This window comes from Alkalispirillum mobile, assembly GCF_003664325.1.
Lineage (GTDB): Bacteria > Pseudomonadota > Gammaproteobacteria > Nitrococcales > Halorhodospiraceae > Alkalilimnicola > Alkalilimnicola mobilis.
On the sequence record NZ_RCDA01000001.1, the window covers coordinates 1,328,063 to 1,349,581 of the forward strand.

General features: G+C 68.2%; 22 protein-coding genes. 3 read left to right on the forward strand and 19 right to left on the reverse strand.

The genetic code is table 11. The features are described 5' to 3' along the window. Positions 1–46: 46 nt before the first annotated feature. From rng to leuS, 11 genes are all read right to left on the reverse strand, one after another. Positions 47–1,528: a ribonuclease G gene (gene rng, locus DFR31_RS06285; protein ID WP_121441749.1), complete on the reverse strand. Its 1,482-nt coding sequence runs from the start codon at positions 1,526–1,528 to the stop codon at positions 47–49. Next, entirely contained in the window at positions 1,528–2,136 is a 609-nt protein-coding gene (locus tag DFR31_RS06290; RefSeq protein WP_121441750.1) for a Maf family protein, read from the reverse strand. Before DFR31_RS06290 ends, rng begins: the two co-directional genes overlap by 1 nt. Positions 2,137–2,167: 31 nt before the next feature. Further along, positions 2,168–2,644 (reverse strand): bacteriohemerythrin, encoded by a 477-nt coding sequence (locus DFR31_RS06295; protein ID WP_121441751.1) that lies wholly within the window; start codon positions 2,642–2,644, stop codon positions 2,168–2,170. Positions 2,645–2,682: 38 nt separating this feature from the next. After that, positions 2,683–3,171 (reverse strand): bacteriohemerythrin, encoded by a 489-nt coding sequence (locus tag DFR31_RS06300; protein ID WP_121441752.1) that lies wholly within the window; start codon positions 3,169–3,171, stop codon positions 2,683–2,685. A gap of 145 nt (positions 3,172–3,316) precedes the next feature. Continuing rightward, positions 3,317–3,784: a 23S rRNA (pseudouridine(1915)-N(3))-methyltransferase RlmH gene (gene rlmH / locus DFR31_RS06305; RefSeq protein ID WP_121441753.1), complete on the reverse strand. Its 468-nt coding sequence runs from the start codon at positions 3,782–3,784 to the stop codon at positions 3,317–3,319. A 3-nt stretch (positions 3,785–3,787) separates the two neighbouring features. Further along, a complete protein-coding gene (gene rsfS / locus DFR31_RS06310) occupies positions 3,788–4,180 on the reverse strand; it encodes a ribosome silencing factor (RefSeq protein WP_121441754.1) in 393 nt (130 codons plus the stop codon). 12 nt (positions 4,181–4,192) lie between these two features. Then, complete coding sequence (nadD, locus tag DFR31_RS06315; RefSeq protein WP_121441755.1) at positions 4,193–4,867, reverse strand: nicotinate-nucleotide adenylyltransferase; 675 nt, start codon at positions 4,865–4,867, stop codon at positions 4,193–4,195. Positions 4,868–4,876: 9 nt separating this feature from the next. Further along, complete coding sequence (locus tag DFR31_RS06320) at positions 4,877–6,139, reverse strand: glutamate-5-semialdehyde dehydrogenase (protein ID WP_121441756.1); 1,263 nt, start codon at positions 6,137–6,139, stop codon at positions 4,877–4,879. A 58-nt stretch (positions 6,140–6,197) separates the two neighbouring features. Further along, positions 6,198–7,214, reverse strand: coding sequence for a DNA polymerase III subunit delta (gene holA, locus DFR31_RS06325; RefSeq protein WP_121441757.1), 1,017 nt, complete (start codon positions 7,212–7,214; stop codon positions 6,198–6,200). Between the two features lie 3 nt (positions 7,215–7,217). Next, entirely contained in the window at positions 7,218–7,757 is a 540-nt protein-coding gene (locus tag DFR31_RS06330) for an LPS-assembly lipoprotein LptE (RefSeq protein ID WP_121441758.1), read from the reverse strand. 17 nt (positions 7,758–7,774) lie between these two features. Continuing rightward, entirely contained in the window at positions 7,775–10,366 is a 2,592-nt protein-coding gene (gene leuS / locus DFR31_RS06335) for a leucine--tRNA ligase (RefSeq protein ID WP_121441759.1), read from the reverse strand. Positions 10,367–10,559: 193 nt separating this feature from the next. Between leuS and DFR31_RS06340 the strand changes: the two genes are divergently transcribed. After that, positions 10,560–11,102 (forward strand): zinc ribbon-containing protein, encoded by a 543-nt coding sequence (locus tag DFR31_RS06340; protein ID WP_121441760.1) that lies wholly within the window; start codon positions 10,560–10,562, stop codon positions 11,100–11,102. Between the two features lie 38 nt (positions 11,103–11,140). Here DFR31_RS06340 and lnt read toward each other — a convergent pair whose 3' ends face one another. The 5 genes from lnt to miaB all read right to left on the reverse strand — a co-directional run bounded on the left by lnt (position 11,141) and on the right by miaB (position 16,610). Continuing rightward, positions 11,141–12,661 carry an apolipoprotein N-acyltransferase gene (gene lnt / locus DFR31_RS06345; RefSeq protein ID WP_121441761.1) on the reverse strand — a complete coding sequence of 507 codons (1,521 nt, stop codon included), beginning with the start codon at positions 12,659–12,661 and terminating at the stop codon, positions 11,141–11,143. 3 nt (positions 12,662–12,664) lie between these two features. After that, positions 12,665–13,552: a CorC family transporter gene (locus tag DFR31_RS06350; protein WP_121441762.1), complete on the reverse strand. Its 888-nt coding sequence runs from the start codon at positions 13,550–13,552 to the stop codon at positions 12,665–12,667. A gap of 81 nt (positions 13,553–13,633) precedes the next feature. Then, the gene (gene ybeY, locus DFR31_RS06355; protein WP_121441763.1) at positions 13,634–14,134 is read right to left on the reverse strand and encodes an rRNA maturation RNase YbeY; all 501 of its coding nucleotides are present in this window, start codon (positions 14,132–14,134) and stop codon (positions 13,634–13,636) included. Further along, entirely contained in the window at positions 14,115–15,101 is a 987-nt protein-coding gene (locus DFR31_RS06360) for a PhoH family protein (protein ID WP_121441764.1), read from the reverse strand. Before DFR31_RS06360 ends, ybeY begins: the two co-directional genes overlap by 20 nt. A gap of 162 nt (positions 15,102–15,263) precedes the next feature. Beyond that, complete coding sequence (gene miaB, locus DFR31_RS06365) at positions 15,264–16,610, reverse strand: tRNA (N6-isopentenyl adenosine(37)-C2)-methylthiotransferase MiaB (RefSeq protein ID WP_121441765.1); 1,347 nt, start codon at positions 16,608–16,610, stop codon at positions 15,264–15,266. Positions 16,611–16,820: 210 nt separating this feature from the next. Here miaB and DFR31_RS06370 point away from each other — a divergent pair, with 210 nt between their 5' ends. Both DFR31_RS06370 and DFR31_RS06375 read left to right on the forward strand, forming a co-directional pair. Then, positions 16,821–17,162, forward strand: a complete 342-nt coding sequence (locus tag DFR31_RS06370; protein ID WP_121441766.1) for a hypothetical protein — start codon at positions 16,821–16,823, stop codon at positions 17,160–17,162. 271 nt (positions 17,163–17,433) lie between these two features. Continuing rightward, positions 17,434–18,339, forward strand: coding sequence for a phytanoyl-CoA dioxygenase family protein (locus DFR31_RS06375; RefSeq protein ID WP_121441767.1), 906 nt, complete (start codon positions 17,434–17,436; stop codon positions 18,337–18,339). Between the two features lie 100 nt (positions 18,340–18,439). Here the strand turns inward: DFR31_RS06375 and DFR31_RS06380 are convergent, their stop codons facing one another. From DFR31_RS06380 to DFR31_RS13765, 3 genes are all read right to left on the reverse strand, one after another. Then, a complete protein-coding gene (locus DFR31_RS06380) occupies positions 18,440–20,260 on the reverse strand; it encodes an ABCB family ABC transporter ATP-binding protein/permease (RefSeq protein ID WP_121441768.1) in 1,821 nt (606 codons plus the stop codon). Positions 20,261–20,265: 5 nt separating this feature from the next. After that, positions 20,266–20,745, reverse strand: coding sequence for a phosphatidylglycerophosphatase A family protein (locus DFR31_RS06385; protein ID WP_121441769.1), 480 nt, complete (start codon positions 20,743–20,745; stop codon positions 20,266–20,268). Positions 20,746–21,058: 313 nt separating this feature from the next. Further along, positions 21,059–21,472, reverse strand: coding sequence for a hypothetical protein (locus tag DFR31_RS13765; RefSeq protein ID WP_147436949.1), 414 nt, complete (start codon positions 21,470–21,472; stop codon positions 21,059–21,061). Positions 21,473–21,519: the final 47 nt, after the last annotated feature.

A 21,519-nucleotide genomic window follows, 5' to 3' on the forward strand; every position in this document is an offset into this window, starting at 1 on the left:
TCAGGCGCGGGCGGACCCGCCCGCGGTCAGGCCTGCGGGCCGCCGTTTACATTAGCACCACATCGAACTGTTCCTGGGTATACAGGCTCTCCGCCTGCAGCTCGATGGGGCGACCGATGAACTCTTCCAGTTGTGCGAGGCTGGTGCTCTCGTCCTCCAGCAGCAGGTCGACCACCTCGGCAGCGGCCAGCACCACCAGTCGGCGCGATTCGAACTGCCGGGCCTCGCGCAGGATCTCGCGGAAGATCTCGTAGCAGACGGTCTCGGCGCTTTTCACCGACCCCCGTCCGCCACAGGTTGGACACGCTTCGCACAGCTGATGTTCCAGGCTCTCGCGGGTGCGCTTGCGGGTCATCTCCACCAGGCCGAGGGCGGAGACGCCGCTGATCTGGGTCTTGGCGTGGTCCTTCTGCAGGGCCTTTTCCAGGGCCCGCAGCACCTGGCGCTTGTGTTCCTCCTCCACCATGTCGATGAAATCGACGATGATGATGCCACCCAGGTTACGCAGCCGCAGTTGCCGGGCGATGGCCTGCGCCGCCTCCAGGTTGGTCTTGAAGATGGTCTCTTCCAGGGTGCGGTGGCCCACGTAGGCGCCGGTGTTCACGTCCACGGTGGTCATCGCCTCGGTCTGGTCGATGACCAGGTGGCCGCCGGACTTCAGCGGCACCCGGCGGTTGAGCGCCCGCAGGATCTCGTCCTCGATGTTGTAGAGGTCGAACAGGGGCCGCTCGCCCGGGTAGTACTCCACCCGCTGCGCCATCTCGGGCAGGAAACGGCGGCAGAAGGAGACGACGTTGAGGTAGTTCTCGCGGGAGTCCACCCGCACGCGCTCCACCTCGCTGCCCGCCAGGTCGCGCATGGCGCGCACGGTCAGCGGCAGGTCCTCGTGCACCCGCTGGCCTGCGGCGGCGTGCGCGGCCCGCTCCGATATCGACTGCCAGAGCCGCAGCAGGAAGTCGAAGTCGGCCCGCAGCGCGTCCTCGGAGACCTGCTCGGCGGCAGTGCGGACAATGATGCCCATATCGCCCCGGTCACCCAGTAGCGCCTCGCCGATACTGCGCAGGCGCTCACGCTCGGCCGGGTCTTCCACCCGCGCCGAGACGCCCAGGGCGCGGCTGCCGGGGGCCAGGACCAGGTACCGGGAGGGGATCGTGATATGGGTGGTCAGCCGCGCGCCCTTGCTGCCCAGCGGGTCCTTAAGGACCTGCACCACCACTTCCTGCCCCTCGGCCAGCAATTCGTTGATGGGCAGCGGGGCCGGCTTGCCGCCGTTGGCCTCGCCCACCGGGGCAGGCTCGGCGCGCGCGATGTCGGAGGCGTGCAGGAAGGCGGTGCGCTCCAGGCCGGCCTCGATAAAGGCCGCCTGCATGCCGGGCAGCACGCGGACCACGCGCCCCTTGTACAGGTTGCCCACCAGGCCGCGCCGGCGGGCCCGCTCCAGGTGCAGTTCCTGCAGGACGCCGTTCTCGACCAGGGCGACCCGCGTCTCCCGCGGGGTCACGTTGATGAGGATTTCCTGGGCCACGATTACCAGTGCCGTTGGTAATCGATTTCGAATTCTTCCAACAGCTGAGCGGTCTCGAACAGCGGGAGGCCCATCACGCCGGAGTAGCTCCCCTCCATGTGCTCCACGAAGACCGCCGCCCGGCCCTGGATGGCGTAGCCGCCGGCCTTGTCCTGGGGCTCGCCGGTCTCCCAGTAGCGCTCGATCTCGGCGCGGCTGATCTCGCGAAAGGTGACGTGGCTGACCGACAGGCGGGTGGCCTCGCGGTCGTCCACCAGGGCCACGCCGGTGAGCACCCGGTGGGTGGTGCCGGACAGCGACTGCAGCATTTCCAGTCCGTGCTCCCGGCTGCGCGGCTTGCCGAGGATGTCGCTGTCCAGAACCACCACCGTGTCCGCCCCCATCACCGGGAGGCGCTCCCGCTCCGGTTTGTCCTGCAGGCTTTGGTAACCGGCGCGGGCCTTGTCCAGGGCCAGGCGCAGCACGAAGACTTCGGGGCTTTCATCCTCCCCCGGCGTTTCCTCCACGTCGGGGTTCAGCCAGGCGTAGTGGACGCCGATGCGGTCCAGCAGTTCCCGTCGCCGGGGGGAGTTGGATGCCAGGTAAAGGTGCGGTCGGTATTCCGGTTGCATGGTTATCCTCTGGTGGTTCCGCCTGCTCCGGTCAGCGACCGAAGATGCGCCGCAGACTGCGAGCGACCCAGCTCTCTTCCTCTTCTTTTTTTGCCGGTTCCTTCATCAGGCCCTCGATGTTGCCCAGCACATCGTCCACGTAACAGGCGTCGTCGTGCTTGATATGGTTATAAAGCCAGCGTTTTAGCAGATCGTGCAGCTCCTCGGCCACGTCCTCGTCGGCCTCGAAGCGCTGCTGGTAGGCGGCGACCCGCTTGATGAACGACTCGTGGATCCGCTTGTGACCCCGCGACAGCGGATAGCCGGCGTCCTCCATCATCTGCTCCTCGAAGACGAAGTGGGACTGGGTGTAGTCCACCAGCCCGTTGATCACCTCGCCGATGACACCCCGGTCACCCTGGAGCCGCGCGTCGTGGAGCTGATTGATGTAGTCCACGATCTTCCGGTGCTGCCTGTCGATTGCTTGGATGCCCGTATCCAGTTCGGGCGACCATTCCAGGTAAGCCATTGCGACACCTCCCTTTGTCCCTTGGTTTGAGAAAACGGCTACCCCGACGACCTGCCGAAGAAGCGGCGCAGGTTGCGGGCCAGCCAGCCCTCCTGCTCGCCGTCCTCCTCCCCGGAATCCGTCTCCAGGTCCTGCATGCTGGCCTTAACGTCAGTCACGTAGGAGGCGTCGTCGTGCTTGATGTGGTTGAAGAGCCAGCGCTTGAGCAGGCTGTGCAGCTCCTCGGCCACGTCCTCCCCGGCCTCGAAGCGCTGCTGATAATCGGCCACCTGCTTGATGAACATCTGGTGCACCCGGCGATGCCCCCGCAACAGCGGATAGCCGGCATCCTCCATCATCTTCTCCTCGAAGGAGAAGTGGGACTGGGTGTAGTCCACCAGCCCGTCGATGACTTCGCCGATGAGTTGCCGGCTGCCCTGGGCACGGGCGTCATCCAGGCGGTTGATGTACTCGACGATACGCTTGTGCTGCTGGTCGATCGATTTGATGCCGGTGTCCAGCTCGCTGGACCAGAACAGGTAACTCACTTCGCCAGCTCCTTCTGAACATGGGGCTCGGGCGGATCGAGGGCCCGGTTGTCGGAGTGCGGGACACCGCAGGTTAGCAAGAAGCCGGGCTGCGCTCCAGCGGCACACTGTCGCCCCCACCGGCTCCCGCCGGGACCACCCCGGGTCAGGCGCGATGGTAGGGATGGCCCTGAAGCAGGCTCCAGGCCCGGTAGAGCTGCTCGGCCAGCACCACGCGGACCAGCATGTGGGGGAAGGTCAATGGCGAGAGGGACCAGCGCTGGTTCGCGCGGGCCACGCAGTCGGGGTGCAGCCCATCGGGGCCGCCCACCAGCAGGGCAAGGTCCCGGCCGTCGTGGAGCCAGCCGTCCAGCTGCCGGGACAGGGCCGGGGTGTCCCAGGCCTTGCCACGCACGTCCAGTGCCACCACCTGCTCGTCGCCCAGCGCCTTGAGCATCCGGCGGCCCTCCTCGTCCAGGGCCCGGCGCGGATCGGCGCCCTTGCCGCGCCGGCCCAGCGGGATCTCCACCAGTTCCAGGCTGACGCCGGCACCCAATCGCTGGGCGTACTCCTGGTAGCCGTCGGCGGCCCAGGCGGGCATGCGCCCACCTACACTGATCAGCCGGATTCGCACGGCTCAGTGGTTGCCGCCCTGGGCCCGCTCCTCGTCCGGCGCACCGGGGGCGGCGTGCTCGTCCACGCTCCAGAGCCGCTCCAGCCGGTAGAAATCTCGCGCCTCCGGGGTCATCACGTGCAGTACGGCATCGCCCAGGTCGAGCAGGATCCATTCGGACCCCGGCTCGCCCTCGATGCCCATGGGGCGGATACCCTGTTCGCGCAGGTCGTCCGCCACGCTGTCGGCCACCGAGGCCACGTGGCGGGTGGACCGGCCGCTGGCCACCACGATCAGGTCGGTCATCGGGGTCCGGCCCCGGACATCCAGGAAGACCACGTCCTCGGCCTTGATGTCGTCCAGGGCCTCACGCAGCAGGGTTTCCAGCTGTTCCAGACTGATCTCGGTCTCACTCATGCAATACGGTCCTCAAACCTGCGGATAGCCGTACAGGCCTTGTTGGTGGATATGGCGGCGGACCGCCTCAGGGAGCAGAAAACGCACCGAGCGGCCCTGCGCCAGCAACCGACGGATGCGGGTGGCCGAGACGGCCAGCGGGGTGACCGGCAGCCGGAAAAAACCGCCCGCCGGTGCCCGCCGCAGGTCGGCCGGCCCGGACAGGTACCGCTCGGCGACGAAGGGCGCCACCTCGGCGGCGGGCTCGGGGACATACCCCGGGCGGTCAAGCACCACCACGTGGGCGTAATCGAACAGCTCGCGCCAACGGTACCAGCGCCCCAGGCCCCGCATGCTGTCGGCGCCCATCAACAGCACCAGGGGCCGCTCGGCGCCCTGCTCAAGGCGCAGCTCACGCAGGGTGTCCACCGTGTAGGAGGGCCCGGAACGGCGCAGCTCGCGGTCGTCCACCCGGAAGCCGGGCACCTCGCGGGCACCCAGGCGCAGCAGGTCGAGGCGCAGCGCCGCGTCCCGGGCGGGCCGGTCGCGGTGGGGCGGCAGCCGGCAGGGCAGTAGGCGGACGCTGCCCAGGCCCAGAGCCTGCTGCGCCTCCAGCGCCGGACGCAGGTGCCCGTAGTGCACGGGGTCGAAGGTGCCGCCGAACAGGCCCAGGGGCGAGAGGCGGTGTTGTGGTGCAATCGCGGTCACAGGCAGGCGCTATTCGCGGATCTGGCCGTCCCCGAGCACGATGAACTTCTCGGTGGTCAGCCCCTCCAGACCGACCGGCCCGCGGGCGTGCAGCTTGTCGGTGCTGATGCCGATCTCGGCACCCAGACCGTACTCGAAGCCGTCGGCGAACCGGGTGGAGGCGTTGACCATCACCGAGCTGGAGTCCACCTCGCGCAGGAAGCGCTGGGCGCGGGACCAGTTCTCGGTGAGGATGCTCTCGGTATGGCCGGAGCTGTGCCGGTCGATGTGCTCGATGGCCTCATCCAGCCCCGGCACCACGCGGATGGAGACGATGGCGTCCAGGTACTCGGTGGCCCAGTCCTCGTCGCGGGCGGGCACCGCCTCCGGGATGTACTCGCGGGTCTGCGCGCACCCCCGTATTTCCACCTCGGACTCGCGGTAGCGGCGGCCCAGTTCGGGCAACACCCGCCCGGCCATGGACTCCGCCACCAGCAGGGTCTCCATGGTGTTGCAGGTACCCAGGCGCTGCGTCTTGGCGTTGTAGGCCACGCTGATGGCCTTCTCCGGGTTGGCGTCGTCGTCGATGTAGACGTGGCAGATCCCGTCCAGGTGCTTGATGACCGGGACGCTCGCCTCGGCGGTGATGCGCTCGATCAGGCCCTTGCCGCCGCGGGGCACCAGCACGTCCACGTACTTGTCCATGCGGATCAGCTCACCCACCGCGGCACGGTCGGTAGTGCCCACCACCTGCACGGCATCGCGGGGCAGCCCGGCGCGCTCCAGCCCGGCGCGCACGCAGTCGGCAATGGCGGCGTTGGAGTGGCGCGCCTCGGAGCCACCGCGCAGGATGGCGGCATTGCCGCTCTTCAGACAGAGCGCGGCCGCATCGGCGGTGACGTTGGGGCGGGACTCGTAGATGATGCCGATGACACCCAGCGGAACGCGCATGCGCCCCACCTGGATACCGGACGGCCGGTAGGCCAGGTCGCGGATGGCGCCGACGGGATCGGGCAACCCGGCGATCTGGCGCAGCCCCGCGGCCATGCCCTGGATGCGCTCGTCGTTGAGCTCCAGCCGGTCGAGCAGGGCCGCATCCAGGTTGTTGGCGCGACCATTCTCCAGGTCCTCGGCATTGGCCCGCTTGAGGTCGCCGGCGTGCTCCTCCAGGGCGTCCGCCATGGCGTGCAGGGCGGCGTTCTTGTGGCCGGTGTCCGCACGGGCCATCTCCCGGGCGGCGTCGCGGGCCTGCTGCCCGAGGGTCTGCATGTAAGCGCGAATGTCTTCGGTCATGGCCTGCCTGTTATCCTCCGGTTCATTATCCGTAGTGTATATCCTGTGCGGGCCGGACTCACCCTGACGCGACCAGGCGCGCGGCGGCGTCCACCACCCGGGCCAGCTCATCCCAGGCGCGCCCTTCCCCGACCCCTTTCACGGTGCGGTCCACCTCGGCGCAGCGCGACAGCAGGTGCAGCCACTCCTGGCGCTGGCCACGCCGGGCCGCACCCGCGATCCGCGGCACCCGCGGCCTGAAAATGCCGTGACCGCGCAGGAAGCGCTCCCACTCCGGCTTGGCCGGCCGCTTGCACCGCAGGTCCGCCACCGCCCGCAGGTCGCGGGCCACGGCCCAGAGCACCAGCGGCGCCGCCGTGCCCTCCTCGCGCAACCCCTGCAGCACGTGCCAGGCGCGGCCGCGGTCGCCGGTCAGCATGGCGTCGCCCAGGTCGTTGAGGTCGTAGCGGGCGCTATCGGCCACGGCCGCGGCCACCGTATCACCGTCGAGGGGCCCCTGGCCGTGCAGGAGGGCCAGCTTTTCCACCTCCTGGTTGGCCGCCAACAGGTTGCCCTCGGAGCGGGCCACCAGCAGTTCGATGGCGTCGTCGCTGGGCTGCAGGCCGTGGTGCTGGAGCCGGCGGCGCAACCAGCCGGGGAACTCCCGCGGCCCGACCGGCCAGCAGTAGACCAACGCCCCCAGCCCCTCCAGGGCCTTGACCCAGGCGCTCTGCCGCGCCTTGCCCGGCAACCGGCCACTGATCACCAGCAACAGGGTGTCCGGCGGCGCCTTGGCGCAGTAATCCTGCAGCGCCCGCGCCCCCTCGGCGCCCGGCTTGCCGTCGGGCAGGCGCAGTTCGATGAGTCGCCGCTCGGAGAACAGGGAGAGGTTGCCGGCAGCGTGCTGCAGGCGCTCCCACTCGAAGCCGGGCTCCACCTCCAGCACCTCGCGTTCGTCGTAGCCCTGGGCGCGCGCGGCGGCCCGCAGGGCATCGACGCTCTCCTGGATCAGCAGGGGCTCGTCCCCCGCCACCAGGTAGGCGGGCAACAGGTTGCGCTGAAGGTGGCGGGGGATGTCGTGCGGTTTCAGTTGCACGGGTCAGTCCGGCGTGTCGCCGTTATCCTCGGCCTGCGGTTCGGCATCCTTGTTGGCCGCCACCTGGAGTAGCATCAGGCGCACCGCGTCGCGACGCAGGTCCAGCAACAGTTCATCCTCGCGCCGGTCGGTGCCCACGGGGTCGTCCCGGTCCACCCGGTAGCCGCGCACGGTGGTGATCTGGTTGCGGTCCATCAGGCGGTCGCCCTCGGCGTTCTCCAGCTCGAACTCCAACCGGTAGCGCAGCTCGTACTCGCGGGCCTGGATCTGCCGGTCCACCGCCAGTGATCGCCGGTCCCGGGAATCGCCCACGATGCGCAGCACCAGATCAGCATCCGCCAGGGACTCGACCTCGTCCGCGCCGCTGTTCGCGAGCCCCTCGGCCAGAGCCTGGCGCAGGTCGCGCGCCGGGGAGCCGTCCACGTAGACCGCGGTGCCGTCCAGCCCGGCGGCACCGCCGCCCACGCCACGCAGCTGCCAACCGCAGGCGGTCAGCAAGAGGGCGAGCAGAAGGATGAATCCCAGCCTTACCACGCGACGCATGTCTTGGGGTCTCCGCGTCAATTCGCGACGATGTTCACCAGTTTACCCGGCACCACGATGACCTTGCGCACCGTTTTGCCGTCGGTAAAGCGCTGCACCTTCTCATCGGCCAGGGCGGCCGCCTCGGCCGCGGCCTTGTCCGCGTCGGCGGGCAGTTCCACCCGACTGCGCAGCTTGCCGTTCACCTGCACCACCAGCTCGACGGTGTCGCGGGTGAGCGCTGACTCGTCCACCGCCGGCCAGCGGGCGTCGATCACCGACTCGTCGTGGCCCAGCGCCTGCCAGCAGACGTGGGTGACGTGGGGGGCGATGGGCGCCAGGATCAGGGTGGCCGCCTCCAGCCCCTCCTGCAACACCGCGCGGGTGGCCTCGGACGGCTCGCCGGCGGCCTTGCCCAGGGCGTTGCACAGCTCCATCACCGAGGCGATGGCGGTGTTGAAGGTGTAGCGCCGGCCCACGTCGTCGGAGGCCTTGGCGATGGTCTCGTGCACCTTGCGGCGCAGCTCCCGGGCGGCATCGTCCAGGGCGTTCACGTCCAGCGCCGGGGCCGGGCCGGCGGCCACGTGGTCGCGCACCAGGCCGTAGTAGCGGCGCAGGAAGCGGTAGGCCCCCTCCACCGCCGAGTCGGACCACTCCAGGGACTGATCCGGCGGCGCGGCGAACATGGTGTAGAGGCGCACGGTGTCGGCGCCGTAGCGGTCGATGAGATCCTGCGGGTCGACGCCGTTGTTCTTGGACTTGGACATCTTCTCGATGCCCCCCATCACCACCGGCTCGCCGTCGGCCTGGAGCACGGCGGAAACGGGCCGGCCGCGGTCATCGCGCTGCACCGTGACCTCGGCCGGGTTGTACCAGTCCTTGCCACCGTCCTCGCGCTCGCGGTAATAGGTATCGGCGATGACCATGCCCTGGGTAAGCAGGTTGTGGAAGGGCTCGTCGCTGCCCAGCAGGCCCTCGTCCCGCATCACCTTGTGGAAGAAGCGGGCGTAGAGCAGGTGCAGGATGGCGTGCTCGATGCCGCCAATGTACTGGTTCACCGGCAGCCACTGGTCGGCCCGGTCGTCCAGCATGGCCGAATCCTGGCCGGCGCACGCGAAGCGGGCGTAGTACCAGGAAGACTCCATGAAGGTGTCGAAGGTGTCGGTCTCCCGCTCCGCCTCGCCGCCGCACTCGGGGCAGGTGGTCTGGTAGAACTCGGGCATGGACTTGATGGGGGAACCGCCGCCGGTCACGTCCACGTCCTCGGGCAGCACCACCGGCAGGTCCTCGTCGGGCACCGGCACGTCGCCACATTTCGGGCAACGGATCATGGGGATGGGCGCGCCCCAGTAGCGCTGGCGGGAAACGCCCCAGTCGCGCAGCCGGTAGTTGACCGTGCGCTCGCCGCGGCCCAGGGCCTCCAGCTTCTCGCCGATGGCCTGGCGGGCGTCGGCGGAAGGCAGGCCGGAGAATTCGCCGGAGTCGGCCAGCACGCCATCCTCGGTGAAGGCGGCCTCAGTCACATCGGCGCGCTCATCGGCGGCCGGGTGCACCACCGGGCGGATGGCCAGGCCGTACTTGCTGGCGAACTCCCAGTCCCGCTGGTCGTGGGCGGGCACGGCCATCACCGCACCGTGGCCGTATTCCATCAGCACGAAGTTGGCCACCCAGACCGGCACCGGCTCGCCGGTGAGCGGGTGCACCGCCTGCAGGCCGGTGTCCATGCCCCGTTTTTCCATGGTGGCGATGTCCGCCTCGGCCACCCCGCCCTTGCGGCACTCCTCGATGAAGGCCTGCATCTCCGGGTTGCCCTCGGCCGCCTGCTGGGCCAGCGGGTGTTCCGGGGCCAGGCCCACGTAGGTGACGCCATAGAGGGTGTCGGGGCGGGTGGTGTAGACACGCAGCTTCTCCGGGTGGCCCTCCACGGTGAAATCCAGCTCCACGCCCTCGGAGCGGCCGATCCAGTTGCGCTGCATGGCCCGCACCTGCTCCGGCCAGCCGGGCAGGTCGTCCAGCGCCTCCAGCAGTTCGTCGGCGTAGTCGGTGATGCGCAGGAACCACTGGGGGATGTCCCGGCGCTCCACCACCGCGCCGGAGCGCCAGCCGCGGCCGTCCACCACCTGCTCGTTGGCGAGCACGGTCTGGTCCACCGGGTCCCAGTTGACCGTGGCGGTCTTCTTGTAGACCAGGCCCTTTTTATAGAGCCGGGTGAACAGCCACTGCTCCCAGCGGTAGTACTCCGGGTCGCAGGTGGCGAACTCGCGGCTCCAGTCGTAGGCGAAGCCCAACCGCTGGAGCTGCTCGCGCATGGTGGCGATGTTCTCGCGGGTCCAGCGGGCCGGCGGCACGCCGTGCTTCATGGCCGCGTTCTCGGCGGGCAGGCCGAAGGCGTCCCAGCCCATGGGCTGCAGCACGTTGCGCCCCTGCATGCGCTGGTAGCGGCTGATCACGTCGCCGATGGTGTAGTTGCGCACGTGGCCCATGTGCAGCCGCCCGCTCGGGTAGGGGAACATCGAGAGGCAGTAGAATTTCTCGCCCCCGCGCTCCTCGCGGGCGGCAAAGCTCTGCTGTTCGTCCCAGTGGCGCTGGGCCTGGGCCTCGATCTGCTCGGGTTTATAGCTTGCGTCCATGGGCCTTTATCACGTTGAACGGTTGGCGGGTTTCAGTGCCGGCGGTGCCCGGCCGAGGAAACCCGCAAGGATACCGCAGGGGCCCGGGGGACTCCACCGCAGGCCCCGTGGCCGGCATCCGCCCCCGGTGACTGGCCAAGCCGCCCTGCACGCGTTTAAATGGGGTGAACAATCGGACAATCGGAGCGCGGCAATGAGCGACGAACGGAAAAAGGAAGAGCAACAACACCTGCTGCGCGGCTACGACCGCATGCTGGACCGCATCCGCGAGCGCCTGAAGGGCGAGCGGCAGAGCGTCCGCGACGCCCTGCAGTGGGCCAAGGAGCAGGCCGTGGAGTTGGGCGAGCTGACCCGGGACGAGGCGGAGAACATCGCCGAGTACCTGCGCCGCGACGTGGAGGAGGCCGGGCGCTTTCTGGCCCACACCGAGGAGCGCGACCTGCGCGGCTGGTTCCGCATGGACCTGCAGATACTGGAAAACTGGCTGTGGGATGCCTTTTCCTCGGTGGCCGACCGCACCCGCATGGAGTGGCTGGAGTTCCAGCGTACCGGGCACGTGCGCGAGGCGTACCGCACCGGCGAGATCACCGGCCCCGGCGTGCTGGAGTGCGAGGACTGCGGCCGCACCATGACCTTCAGCAAGACCGGCCACGTGCCCCCCTGCTCCTCCTGCAACGGCACCCGCTTTGTGCGCCGCACCGGCTGGGACCAGGAAGAGGAAGAGAACGCCAGCTGAGTCGCCCGGGCCGGGCCACCCCGCGGCCACCGCACCCATCAGCCGGTGCGGTGGCGCCACCACCGCCGGCCGATCAGCCCCACGACGGCCAACAACACCACGCCCATCACCGGCCAGTCCAGCCAGCGGGCATAGGGCGTCAGCCCCTCACGCCCCTGCACCGGGTGCGCCCCGTCAGCCAGCTCCAAACGGGGCAGCGCCTTTTCCACCCCACCGTCGTGGCCGATGAACGCGGAGATGCCGGTATTGGTGGACCGCACCAGTGGTCGTTCCACCTCACGGGCACGCCAGCGCGCCTTTTGCAGGTGCTGGTGCGGCGCCAGCGACTGACCGAACCAGGCGTCGTTGGAGACGTTCACCAGCCAGCGCGAGTCCCGGGCCAGACGGGCGATGGTGGCACCGTAGACCACCTCGTAGCAGATGGCGGCCCCCACCGGTTGCCCCTGCACCGTCAAGGGCTCGGGGCGCGGGCCCCGGGTGAAATCGGCCAGCGGTGCGCCCAGCACGTCCAGGGTACTGCCCAGCCAATCGCGTAACGGCACGTACTCGCCGAACGGCACGAGGTGGTGCTTGTGGTAGGCCTGCGGCTCGCCCGCCGGGGCAACCAGGCTGTTGTAGATGGCGTCCGCCTCGCGCTCGTAGACCGGGAGCCCCACCAGCAGCTCGGTGCCCTCGTCGCGCAGCTCGTCGGCCAGGGGGCGCAGCCAGTCGGCCTCCACCTGGTGGAGAAAGGCGGGCACGGCCGTCTCCGGCCAGACCATCACGTCGACACGGCCGGCGTAGGGGCGGGTGCGGGTCTCGTAGCGCTCCAGGGTAGGCCCCAGGTACTCCGGCAGCCACTTGATGTCCTGGCTCATGTTGCCCTGGACCATGGCCACCTGCAGCGGCTCGCCGGCCGGCTGACTCCACTCCCGGTCCAGGCCCCAGCCGGCCACCGCGAAGGCCACCGCGGCGCTGGCCAGCGCGCCCCAACGCACCGCCTGCCGGGGCTGCAGACACGCCCACGCCAGGCCACCGGCCAACACCGCCAGCCACGCCCCCATGCCCAGCACGCCCAGCACCGGCGCCCAGCCCACCCAGGGGGTGTCCAGCTGGCTGTAGCCGAGGAGCAACCAGGGGAAGCCGGTGAAGAGCCAACCGCGCACCCATTCCAGCAGCACCCAGACCGCGGGCAGGGCCAGCCACAGGTGCAAACCACTGCCGGGCCGGGCCAGCCGACGGGCGGCCTCCACCAGCAGCACCGGAAACAGCGCCAGGGCGAGGACAAAAGCGGCCGTTGTCAGGCCGGCCAGCAGCGGCGGGGCGCCGCCGAACTGGTGGATGCTGACGTACACCCAGGAGACACCCACGCCGAAGTAGCCGACGCCCCAGGCCCAGGCGGACCAGCGGGCGGCACGCGGGGCGAGCACCGCGGCCAGCAGGAACAGCAGGGCTGGCGAGAGCACCGCCAGCGGAAACCAGTGGAAGGGTGCGAAGGCCAGCGGCAGGGCCGCGCCGGCCAGCAGCGCGAGGCCTGCCGCCAGCCAGGGCCGGCGGTTCAAGGCGTCCAGCCCGCGCATGGCCTAGTTCCGTTTATCCGCGGCCGGTGCCGCGGCGTCCGTCTGATCCGCGCGCGAGACCTTCAGCAGGTGCACCCGACGCTTGTCCGCACGGACCACCCGCAGGGTCAGCCCATCCAGCTCCAGCACCTCGTCGCGGCGGGGCACGTGGCCCAGCCGCCCGGCCACCAGGCCCCCGATGGTGTCGAACTCATTGTCGGGCAGCTCCAGGCCGAAGTGCTCGTTGAAGTCCTCCACCGGGGTCAGCGCCTTGACGACGCTGGAGCCGTCATCGTGGGTGAGGATGGCGGTATCCTCGTTGTAATCGTGTTCATCGTCGATGTCACCGACGATCTGCTCGATCACGTCCTCGATGGTGACGATGCCGGCGAGGCCGCCATACTCGTCCACCACAATGGACATGTGGTTGCGCGCCTCGCGGAACTGCTTCAGCAGGGCGTCCAGCCGCTTGGACTCGGGGATGAACATCGGCGGGCGCAGCACCTCGCGGATACGGAAGCCCTCGCCCTCCTCCATGAAGCAGCGCAGCATGTCCTTCGCCAGCATGATACCGATCACGTCGTCCCGGCTCTCGCCGGTAACGGGGAAGCGGGAATAACCGGTGCGGACCACGGTGGGGAGCATGTCGCGCGGCGGCATGTCCCGGGGCAATACCGTGACCTGGGAACGGGGGATCATGATATCGCGCGCCTGCATCTCCGAGACGTGCAGCACCCCCTCGATCATCGCCAAGCCGTCGGCGTCCATCAGCCCGCGATCGTGGGCGTCGCGAAGCACCTCGAGCAGGTCGTTACGGTCGCGCGGCTCCCCGGAGAGCACCTGCGCGATGCGCTCCAGCCAGCGCCTGGGGTTCTGGTTCTGAGCAGGGGGCGTCGATTGGTCCTCGTTCATCAGGCCTGTGTCGGTTGCCGGAGAAGTCCTCCATTGCCTGATGGGCCGCCGGGGCAACCCATCAGGCAATGGCGGGGCGCGCTATTGTTCGTCATCGCGATAGGGATCAGCAATACCCAGATCGGCCAGGACGCGCCGCTCCAGGTCCTCCATCACGTCGGCCTCGGCATCATTCTGGTGGTCGTGCCCCAGCAGGTGGAGTACGCCGTGCACCACCAGGTGGGCCCAGTGGTCGGCCTCGGCCTTGCCCTGCTCGCGTGCCTCCCGCGCCACCACCGGGGCGCACACCACCAGGTCGCCCAGTTCCGGCAGCGGAGTGTCGAGGCCCGGCGGCTGCTCGAAGGGGAAGGAGAGCACGTTGGTGGGGTAGTCCTTGCCCCGCCAGGCGTGATTGAGCGCCCGCCCCTCCTCTTCCGCGACCAGCCGAAGGGCCAGCGCGGCCTCACCCGGGTGGCCAGCGCCGTCCAGCGCCGCCAGCACCCAGCGCTGGAATCGCGCCTCGTCGGGCAGCCCGGGGCACGGCTCCAGCGCGTACTGGACGTCCAGATCCAGCCGCTCGAGTTCACTCGCTGCGGCTGTCATAGGCCTGCACGATGCGCTGGACCAGCGCGTGGCGCACCACGTCCCGGGCGGTGAAGAAGGTGAAGCTGACCCCGTCCACGTCGCGCAGCACGTCCACCGCGTCGCGCAGGCCCGAGGGCTTGTCCCGCGGCAGGTCGATCTGGGTGACGTCCCCGGTGACCACGGCGGTGGAGCCGAAACCAATGCGGGTCAGGAACATCTTCATCTGCTCGACGGTGGCGTTCTGTGCCTCGTCCAGGATGATGAAGCTGTGGTTCAGGGTGCGCCCGCGCATGAAGGCCAGCGGCGCGATCTCGATGACGCCGCGCTCGATCAGCCGGCCCACGCGCTCGAAGCCGAGCATCTCGAACAGGGCGTCGTAGAGGGGGCGCAGGTACGGGTCCACCTTCTGGGCCATGTCGCCGGGCAGAAAGCCCAGCCGCTCGCCCGCCTCCACCGCCGGGCGCACCAGCACCACCCGGCGCACCTCGTCCGCCTCCAGCGCCTGCACGGCGCAGGCCACGGCCAGGTAGGTCTTGCCGGTGCCGGCGGGCCCCACGCCGAAATTGAGGTCGTGGGTGAGCACCCGCCGGAGGTAGGCGCGCTGGTTGGGGCCGCGCCCGCGCACCTGGGCCTTGCGGGTGCGGATGATCACCTCGCCGGCCGCATCCGCCTCGTCCTCATCCTCGGCCTCGAAGGCCGCGGGGTCATCCTCCACCCCCACGTCCTGAATGCAGAGATGCACAGCCTCGGGCTCGATCAGCTTGCGCGCCGAGTCGTCGTAGAGTTCGTGCAGGACACGCTCGGCGGCAGCAACCGAGTCACCGTTGCCAATCACCCGAAAATGGTGGCCGTTATTGCGGATCTCCACCCCCAGGCGGCGTTCCACCTGGCGGAGGTTCTCGTCGAATTGCCCGCACAGGCGCGCCAGGCGCTCGTTGTCGGCGGGCTCCAGGTCAAAATCCAGGGCTTGCGGACGATTACTCAATTTGGCGTCTACTGTCTCTCGGCAGGGCCGATCCCGTGGCCCATGGCCCAGGGTCCGGCAGGTTGTCGGTTTGCTTACCGCTAGCCTAGCGCAACGGCCGGGCGTGTGGAACGCGGGCAAGATGACACGATGATGATTCCGCCTCGGGGCGCGGGGCCGGCCTCAGGCCGCCACCTCGTCGTCGTCCAGGCCCAGCAGCTCCCCGCGCAGGGAGTTGGGCTTGGCCTCGGTGATGCGCACCTCCACGAAGTGCCCGATCAGCCGCGGATGGCCGGCAAAGTTAACCACCCGATTATTCTCCGTGCGCCCGGAGATCTCGTTGGGGTCCTTGCGCGACCGACCATCCACCAGCACCCGCTGCACCGTGCCGACCATGGATTCGCTGATCCGCCGGGCGTTGGCGTTGATGGTCTCCTGCAGCCGGTAGAGCCGCTCGCGCTTGACCTCGGTCGGCGTGCTGTCGGACAGGGAGGCCGCCGGGGTACCGGGCCGGGGGCTGTATAGGAAGCTGAAGGACTGGTCGAATCCCACCGCCTCGATCAGCCGCATGGTGTCCTCGAAATCCGCCTCGCTCTCGCCGGGGTAACCGACGATGAAGTCGGAGGCGATGCTGATGCCCGGCCGGGCGGCCTTGATGCGCTCGATCTTGTCCAGGTACTCGGCGGCAGTGTGGCCCCGCTTCATCAGCTTCAGCACCAGGTCGGACCCGCTCTGCACCGGCAGGTGCAGGTGGCCGGCCAGCTTGGGCTCCTCGCGGTAGGCCTCGATCAGGCTGTCGGAGAACTCCACCGGGTGGGAGGTGGTGAAGCGGATGCGGCCGATGCCGTCAAGCGCCGCCACGAAGTGGATCAGCAGCGCCAGGTCGCAGACCGTGCCGTCGGCCATGGGGCCGCGGTAGGCGTTGACGTTCTGCCCTAGCAGCGTCACCTCGCGCACGCCCTGCTCGGCCAGGCTCGCCACCTCGGCGATCACGTCCTCAAAGGGGCGGCTGATCTCCTCGCCGCGGGTGTAGGGCACCACGCAGAAGGAGCAGTACTTGCTGCACCCCTCCATGATGGAGACAAACGCGGTGGGGCCCTCGGCGCGCGGCTCGGGCAGCCGATCGAACTTCTCGATCTCGGGGAAGGAGACATCGACCACGGACCGCGACTCCCGCTTCGCCCGGTCGATCATGTCGGGCAGCCGGTGCAGGGTCTGCGGCCCGAAGACCACGTCCACGTGCGGCGCCCGCGTGACGATGGCCTCGCCCTCCTGGCTGGCCACGCACCCGCCGACGCCGATCACGGCGCCATTCCGGGTCTTGTAGTCCTTCCAGCGGCCCAGCTCGGAGAAGACCTTCTCCTGCGCCTTCTCGCGCACGGAGCAGGTGTTGAGAAGGATCACATCGGCCTCGGCCGGGTCCTTTACCCGGGTGTAACCCCGCTCTTTGACCAGCACGTCGGCCATCTTGTCCGAATCGTACTCGTTCATCTGGCAGCCGTGCGTCTTGACGTATACCCGACCAGTCATGGCATCACCGTGGCAGTTCTGTGTAGGCGGTCGATCGCTGAAACGGGGCGCAGGCCCGGATAGGGCGCCCGGAAAACAGGAAGTAACCCGGTAGCTTAACTGCTCCCCACCGGTCTGCACAATCTCTTGCGCCAGACGCACGCCGGGTCTTGCCCCGGGCAGGCGGGCGTTCTACAACTGAATGACAACAACGCCCCCGGGAGGAGCCGAATGGCGACCGCAGCCACACCGCTTTCGCAACGACTGATTGCCCTCGGCAGCATGCGCTGGTTCCTGGCGTTATGCGCGCTGGTCGCCATCGTGCTGAGGCCGGAGCCGGGGACCGGCATCGTTACGGAGGGCTGGGCCCTGGTGCCCACCCTGCTGGCGCCGGTGCTGGCCCCGCTGGTGGCGGTGGTCCTGCTGCTGGATGCACTGATGGCGCGGGTGTTCATGATCGACACCGACGGCCCCGTGCGTCAGCACTACCGTCTGGCCATTTGGTTCAACGTGCTGCTGGCGGCGCTGGTCACCGTCTACTGGCTGCCCTACTTCCTGGCCATCGGGCAATGAAGCCCGCCCCGACCACCCGGTAGATCCGCCCCCGGGACCGGGGCTTGAAAAATTCCAGAACAGCCATTAAATCTATAACCGGTTGCGCAACAAGGGGGCACTAGAGCGCCCGCCCCCTTCGGGTGCCCGGCCGATCCCCTCGGCCCCTGCGGCACGCGGTCCAGACGCAACCGATGTATCGGCAAGCTTACTTGCATGCCTGTAATACCGGCAGAGCCCGGTGTGGATATGTGTCCTTGACCTAAGGGAACTGGAAGAGGAGGTAAGCCCTATGCTGATGGCAAACGACGTCTATCCCAGCCGTCAGGGTACTGCGGAGGCCATTGGTGAACGCCAGGACCCCGTGGTGTTCGGCAATGGCCCTGCCCGCAGCGAATACAGCCTGTCGGAAGAACAGCTCCACAGCTATGAGAAGAACGGCTTCATCGTGCTGCCCGGGCTGATGAAGGATGTGGTGGAGCCCATGCTGGAGGAGGTGCGCCGGCTCGGCCGCGAGATGAGCCACCGCAAGGAGGTGGTCACCGAGCCCGACTCCGACGAGGTGCGCTCCATCTTCGCCGCCCAGAACTTCAGCCCCATGGTGGACCGCATCTCCCGCGACCGCCGGATGCTGGACGTGGCCCGCCAGCTGCTCGACAGCGACGTGTACATCCACCAGTCGCGGGTGAACGTGAAGCCGCCGATCAAGGGCAAATCGTTCCAGTGGCACTCGGACTTCGAGACCTGGCACGTGGAGGACGGCATGCCCCGCTGCCGGGTGACCACCGGCTGGATCATGCTGACGGACAACACCCCCTACAACGGGCCGCTGTTCGTCATCCCCGGCTCGCACCAGTGGTTCGTGGCGGTGGCCGGCGAGACTCCGGAGAATAACTTCGAGCAATCGCTGAAGCAGCAGGTGGCCGGCGTGCCCAGCCTGGACACCATCGAGTGGATGACCCGCAACTGCGGCGAGGTCCAGGGCGTCTACGGCGAGCCCGGCACCGTGGTCTTCCACGAGGGCAACATCCTGCACGCCTCGCCGGACAACATCTCGCCGAACCCGCGCACCAATCTGATGTTCGTCTACAACAGCGTGGAGAACACCCCGCAGCGCCCCTTCAGCGGCCAGGAGCCGCGGCCGGAGCACCTGGCCAACCGCGACTTCACACCGCTGAAGCCGGTGGACCCGAAGTAAAACCGGCGGCGCGCCGCGTGAGCGCGTCACGGGCACAGGGGCGCCCCGGGCCATCACGGCCCGGGGTTTTTCGTTGGGGTTTTTCGTTATCGAGAGGCGCTTACCGCGAGGCCGCCGCCTCGCGCCGGGTCGCCAGCCGCTGCTGCCGGTCCTGGTAGCGCCACAGGCGCGCATAGGGCCCGTCCCTGGCCAGCAGCTCGTCGTGGCTGCCCTGCTCCACCACCCGGCCGGCCTCCAGCACCAGGATGGTGTCGGCATCGCGGATGGTCGAGAGCCGGTGGGCGATGGCCAGGGTGGTGCGGTCCTCGGCCACCTCCTGCAGGGTGGCGAGGATGGCCTGCTCCGAGGCCGAGTCCAGCGACGAGGTGGCCTCGTCCAGCACCAGCAGCGGCGGGTTCTTGAGCAGCACCCGCGCGATGGCGATGCGCTGCTTCTCGCCCCCGGAGACCTTCAGCCCGCGCTCTCCCACCACCGTATCCAGCCCCTGCGGCAACTGCGCGACGAAGTGGTCCAGGTGGGCCCGGTGCACCGCATCCCAGATCTGCGCCTCGCTGGCCTCGGGATTGCCGTAGGCGATGTTGTAGCGAATGGTGTCATTGAACAGCACCGTATCCTGGGGCACCACGCCGATGGCCGCGCGCAGACTCTCCTGGGTCACCTCGCGGATATCCTGCCCATTCACCCGGATACAGCCGGCGTCCACGTCGTAGAAGCGGAACAGCAGCCGGGCAATGGTGGACTTGCCCGCCCCGCTGGGCCCCACCAGCGCCACCTTGTGCCCCCGCGGCACGGTGAAGCTCACCCCGTGCAGGATCGGCCGCTCCGGCTGGTAGCCGAAGTGCACATCCTGAAAGGCCACCTCGCCCCCATTGCCGCGCAGCGGCACCGCATCCTCGCGGTCGGCCACCCGCGGCGGCTGGTAGAGCAGCCCGAACATGCGCTCGATGTTGATCAGCGACTCGCGCATCTCCCGGTAGACGAAGCCCAGGTTGTTGAGCGGGATGAACAACTGCAGCAGGAAGGCGTTGATCATAGTGAGATCGCCTAGGCTCATCCCGCCCTGCATCACCTGCCAGGCGGCCATGCCCATCATGCCGGTCATGGCCAAGGCGATGATGGCGGCCTGGCCGGTGTTGAGCGCGGCCAGCGACAGGCGGTTCTTCACCCGGGCGTCCTCCCAGGCGTCCAGGTCGCGGTCGTAGCGCGCCGCCTCGTAGCGCTCGGCGCCAAAGTACTTCACCGTCTCGTAGTTAAGCAGGCTGTCCACCGAGCGGGTGTTGGAGCGGTTGTCCATCTCGTTGGCCTGGCGCACAAAGCGGATGCGCCATTCGGTCACGTAGAGCGAGAAGATCACGTAGAACACCACCGCCACGGCGATAGTGAGTACGAAGTGCACCTGGAAGGCGACCATCAGGATGCCCGCCACCAGCAACACCTCCAGCGCCGTGGGCACGATGTTGAACAGCGCCGAGCGCAGCACAAAGCTCATCCCCCGGGTGCCACGCTCGATATCGCGGGCCAGCGCCCCGGTGCGCCGCGCCAGGTGAAAACCCAGATCCAGCCGGTGCAGGTGCTGAAAGACCTGCAGCGAGGCCCGGCGCATGGCGCGCTCCGCCACCCGGGCGAAGATGGCGTCGCGCAGCTCCTGGAAGGCGGTGGAGGCAAAACGCAGCAGGCCGTAGGCAACCACCAGAAAGAGGGGCAGCAGAAAGACCACCTCGGCGCCGCGGGCCTCGTCCAGGTAGTCCACCAGGAACTTCAGCCCCACCGGCACCCCCACCGTGGCCAGCTTGGCCAGCACCAGGAATCCCAGCGCGACGATGGCCCGCCCCCGGAACTCCGCCAGGTAGGGCAGCACGCTGGCGATAATGTGCCAGTTGGGGTTCTGACCGCTGTACTCGTTGCCGGACATCCCGCGCATGGCGCCTAGCCCACCAGCCAGACCAGGGCGTGCAACACCACCAGCGCGAACACCCCGGCCAGGATGTCATCCACCATGATGCCGAGCCCGCCGTGCACGTGGCGGTCCAGCCAGCGGATGGGCCAGGGCTTGAGGATGTCGAAGATGCGGAACAGCACAAACCCGGCCACCACCCAGGCCAGCCCCAGCGGCACGGCGATCATGGTGATCAGGTAGCCGGCAATCTCGTCCCAGACGATGGCCGGGTGGTCGTGCACCCCCACATCGCGGGCGGCGATATCGCAGATCCACACCCCCGCCACGCAGACCGCCACCACCGCCAGCAGGTAGGCCCACAGCGGCAGCGGCGCCAGCAGCAGGTAGACCGGTATGGCCGCCACCGTGCCGAAGGTGCCGGGGGCCCTGGGCGCCAGGCCGGAGCCGAAGCCCAGGGCGAGGAAGTGCCAGGGGTTGCGGAGTTGGAAGCGGTGGGTGGGTTCTGTCACTTGGGTTGGGCTCCTGGGTGTTGTGGTAAACAGCGGCGAAACAAGGGCGGGCTAACAACGACCCAATCCACAGCCGGTCCGCCAGTGTAACGCCAGTTTTCTTAGTTTCACCAAAACCGTCAGAAGCGATGGCGCACACGACCAGGCCAATCGGTACTCATGGAACTGCTCCGCAGTCTGCAGCGCACTGACACGCGGCACAACGACCGTGCACCATTTCATTAAGGTGCCCGCAGCCGTGGGTTTGCGCAGAGCGCCGATCCGTTTGGAGCGCAAGAAGCGCAGCCTAGGTCGCGCCCTAAAAAATCACTTTCTAGGGATCTTCACGAACCCTATCCCAGTTGCACTCCACATAACCTAAGGCATCTTCAAGAGAGAGAAAGTAGCCGGCACTTTCGTGCTCCAAAGCCGAAACAAAAAAAACGCCGCAGTACTCTTTAATGAGCACAGGGTAATTGGTTTCTGGGTTGTCTTCCTCTCCAGCAAGAATCATCCCAGCCCACACATCTTCTGCTTCATTTTCGATTTCGTCTACAAAGAAGTCATGTACGCCATCGCCAACCTCCCCAACCAGCTCACCGCAACGAATCATATTAACTGCCAATGGGCCATTGGCAGGACCCAAGGCGCTCAGGAGGCGCTCACACGCATGGCTGCTAGTGCTCAGCCTTTCTAGCACGCCAGTTAACTCTCTCGCGCCGAAGTCTTTTGCAAATTCTGTATCCATATATCGCCTCCCAACTCAAGCCCATAATCACAGACAACGATAACTCC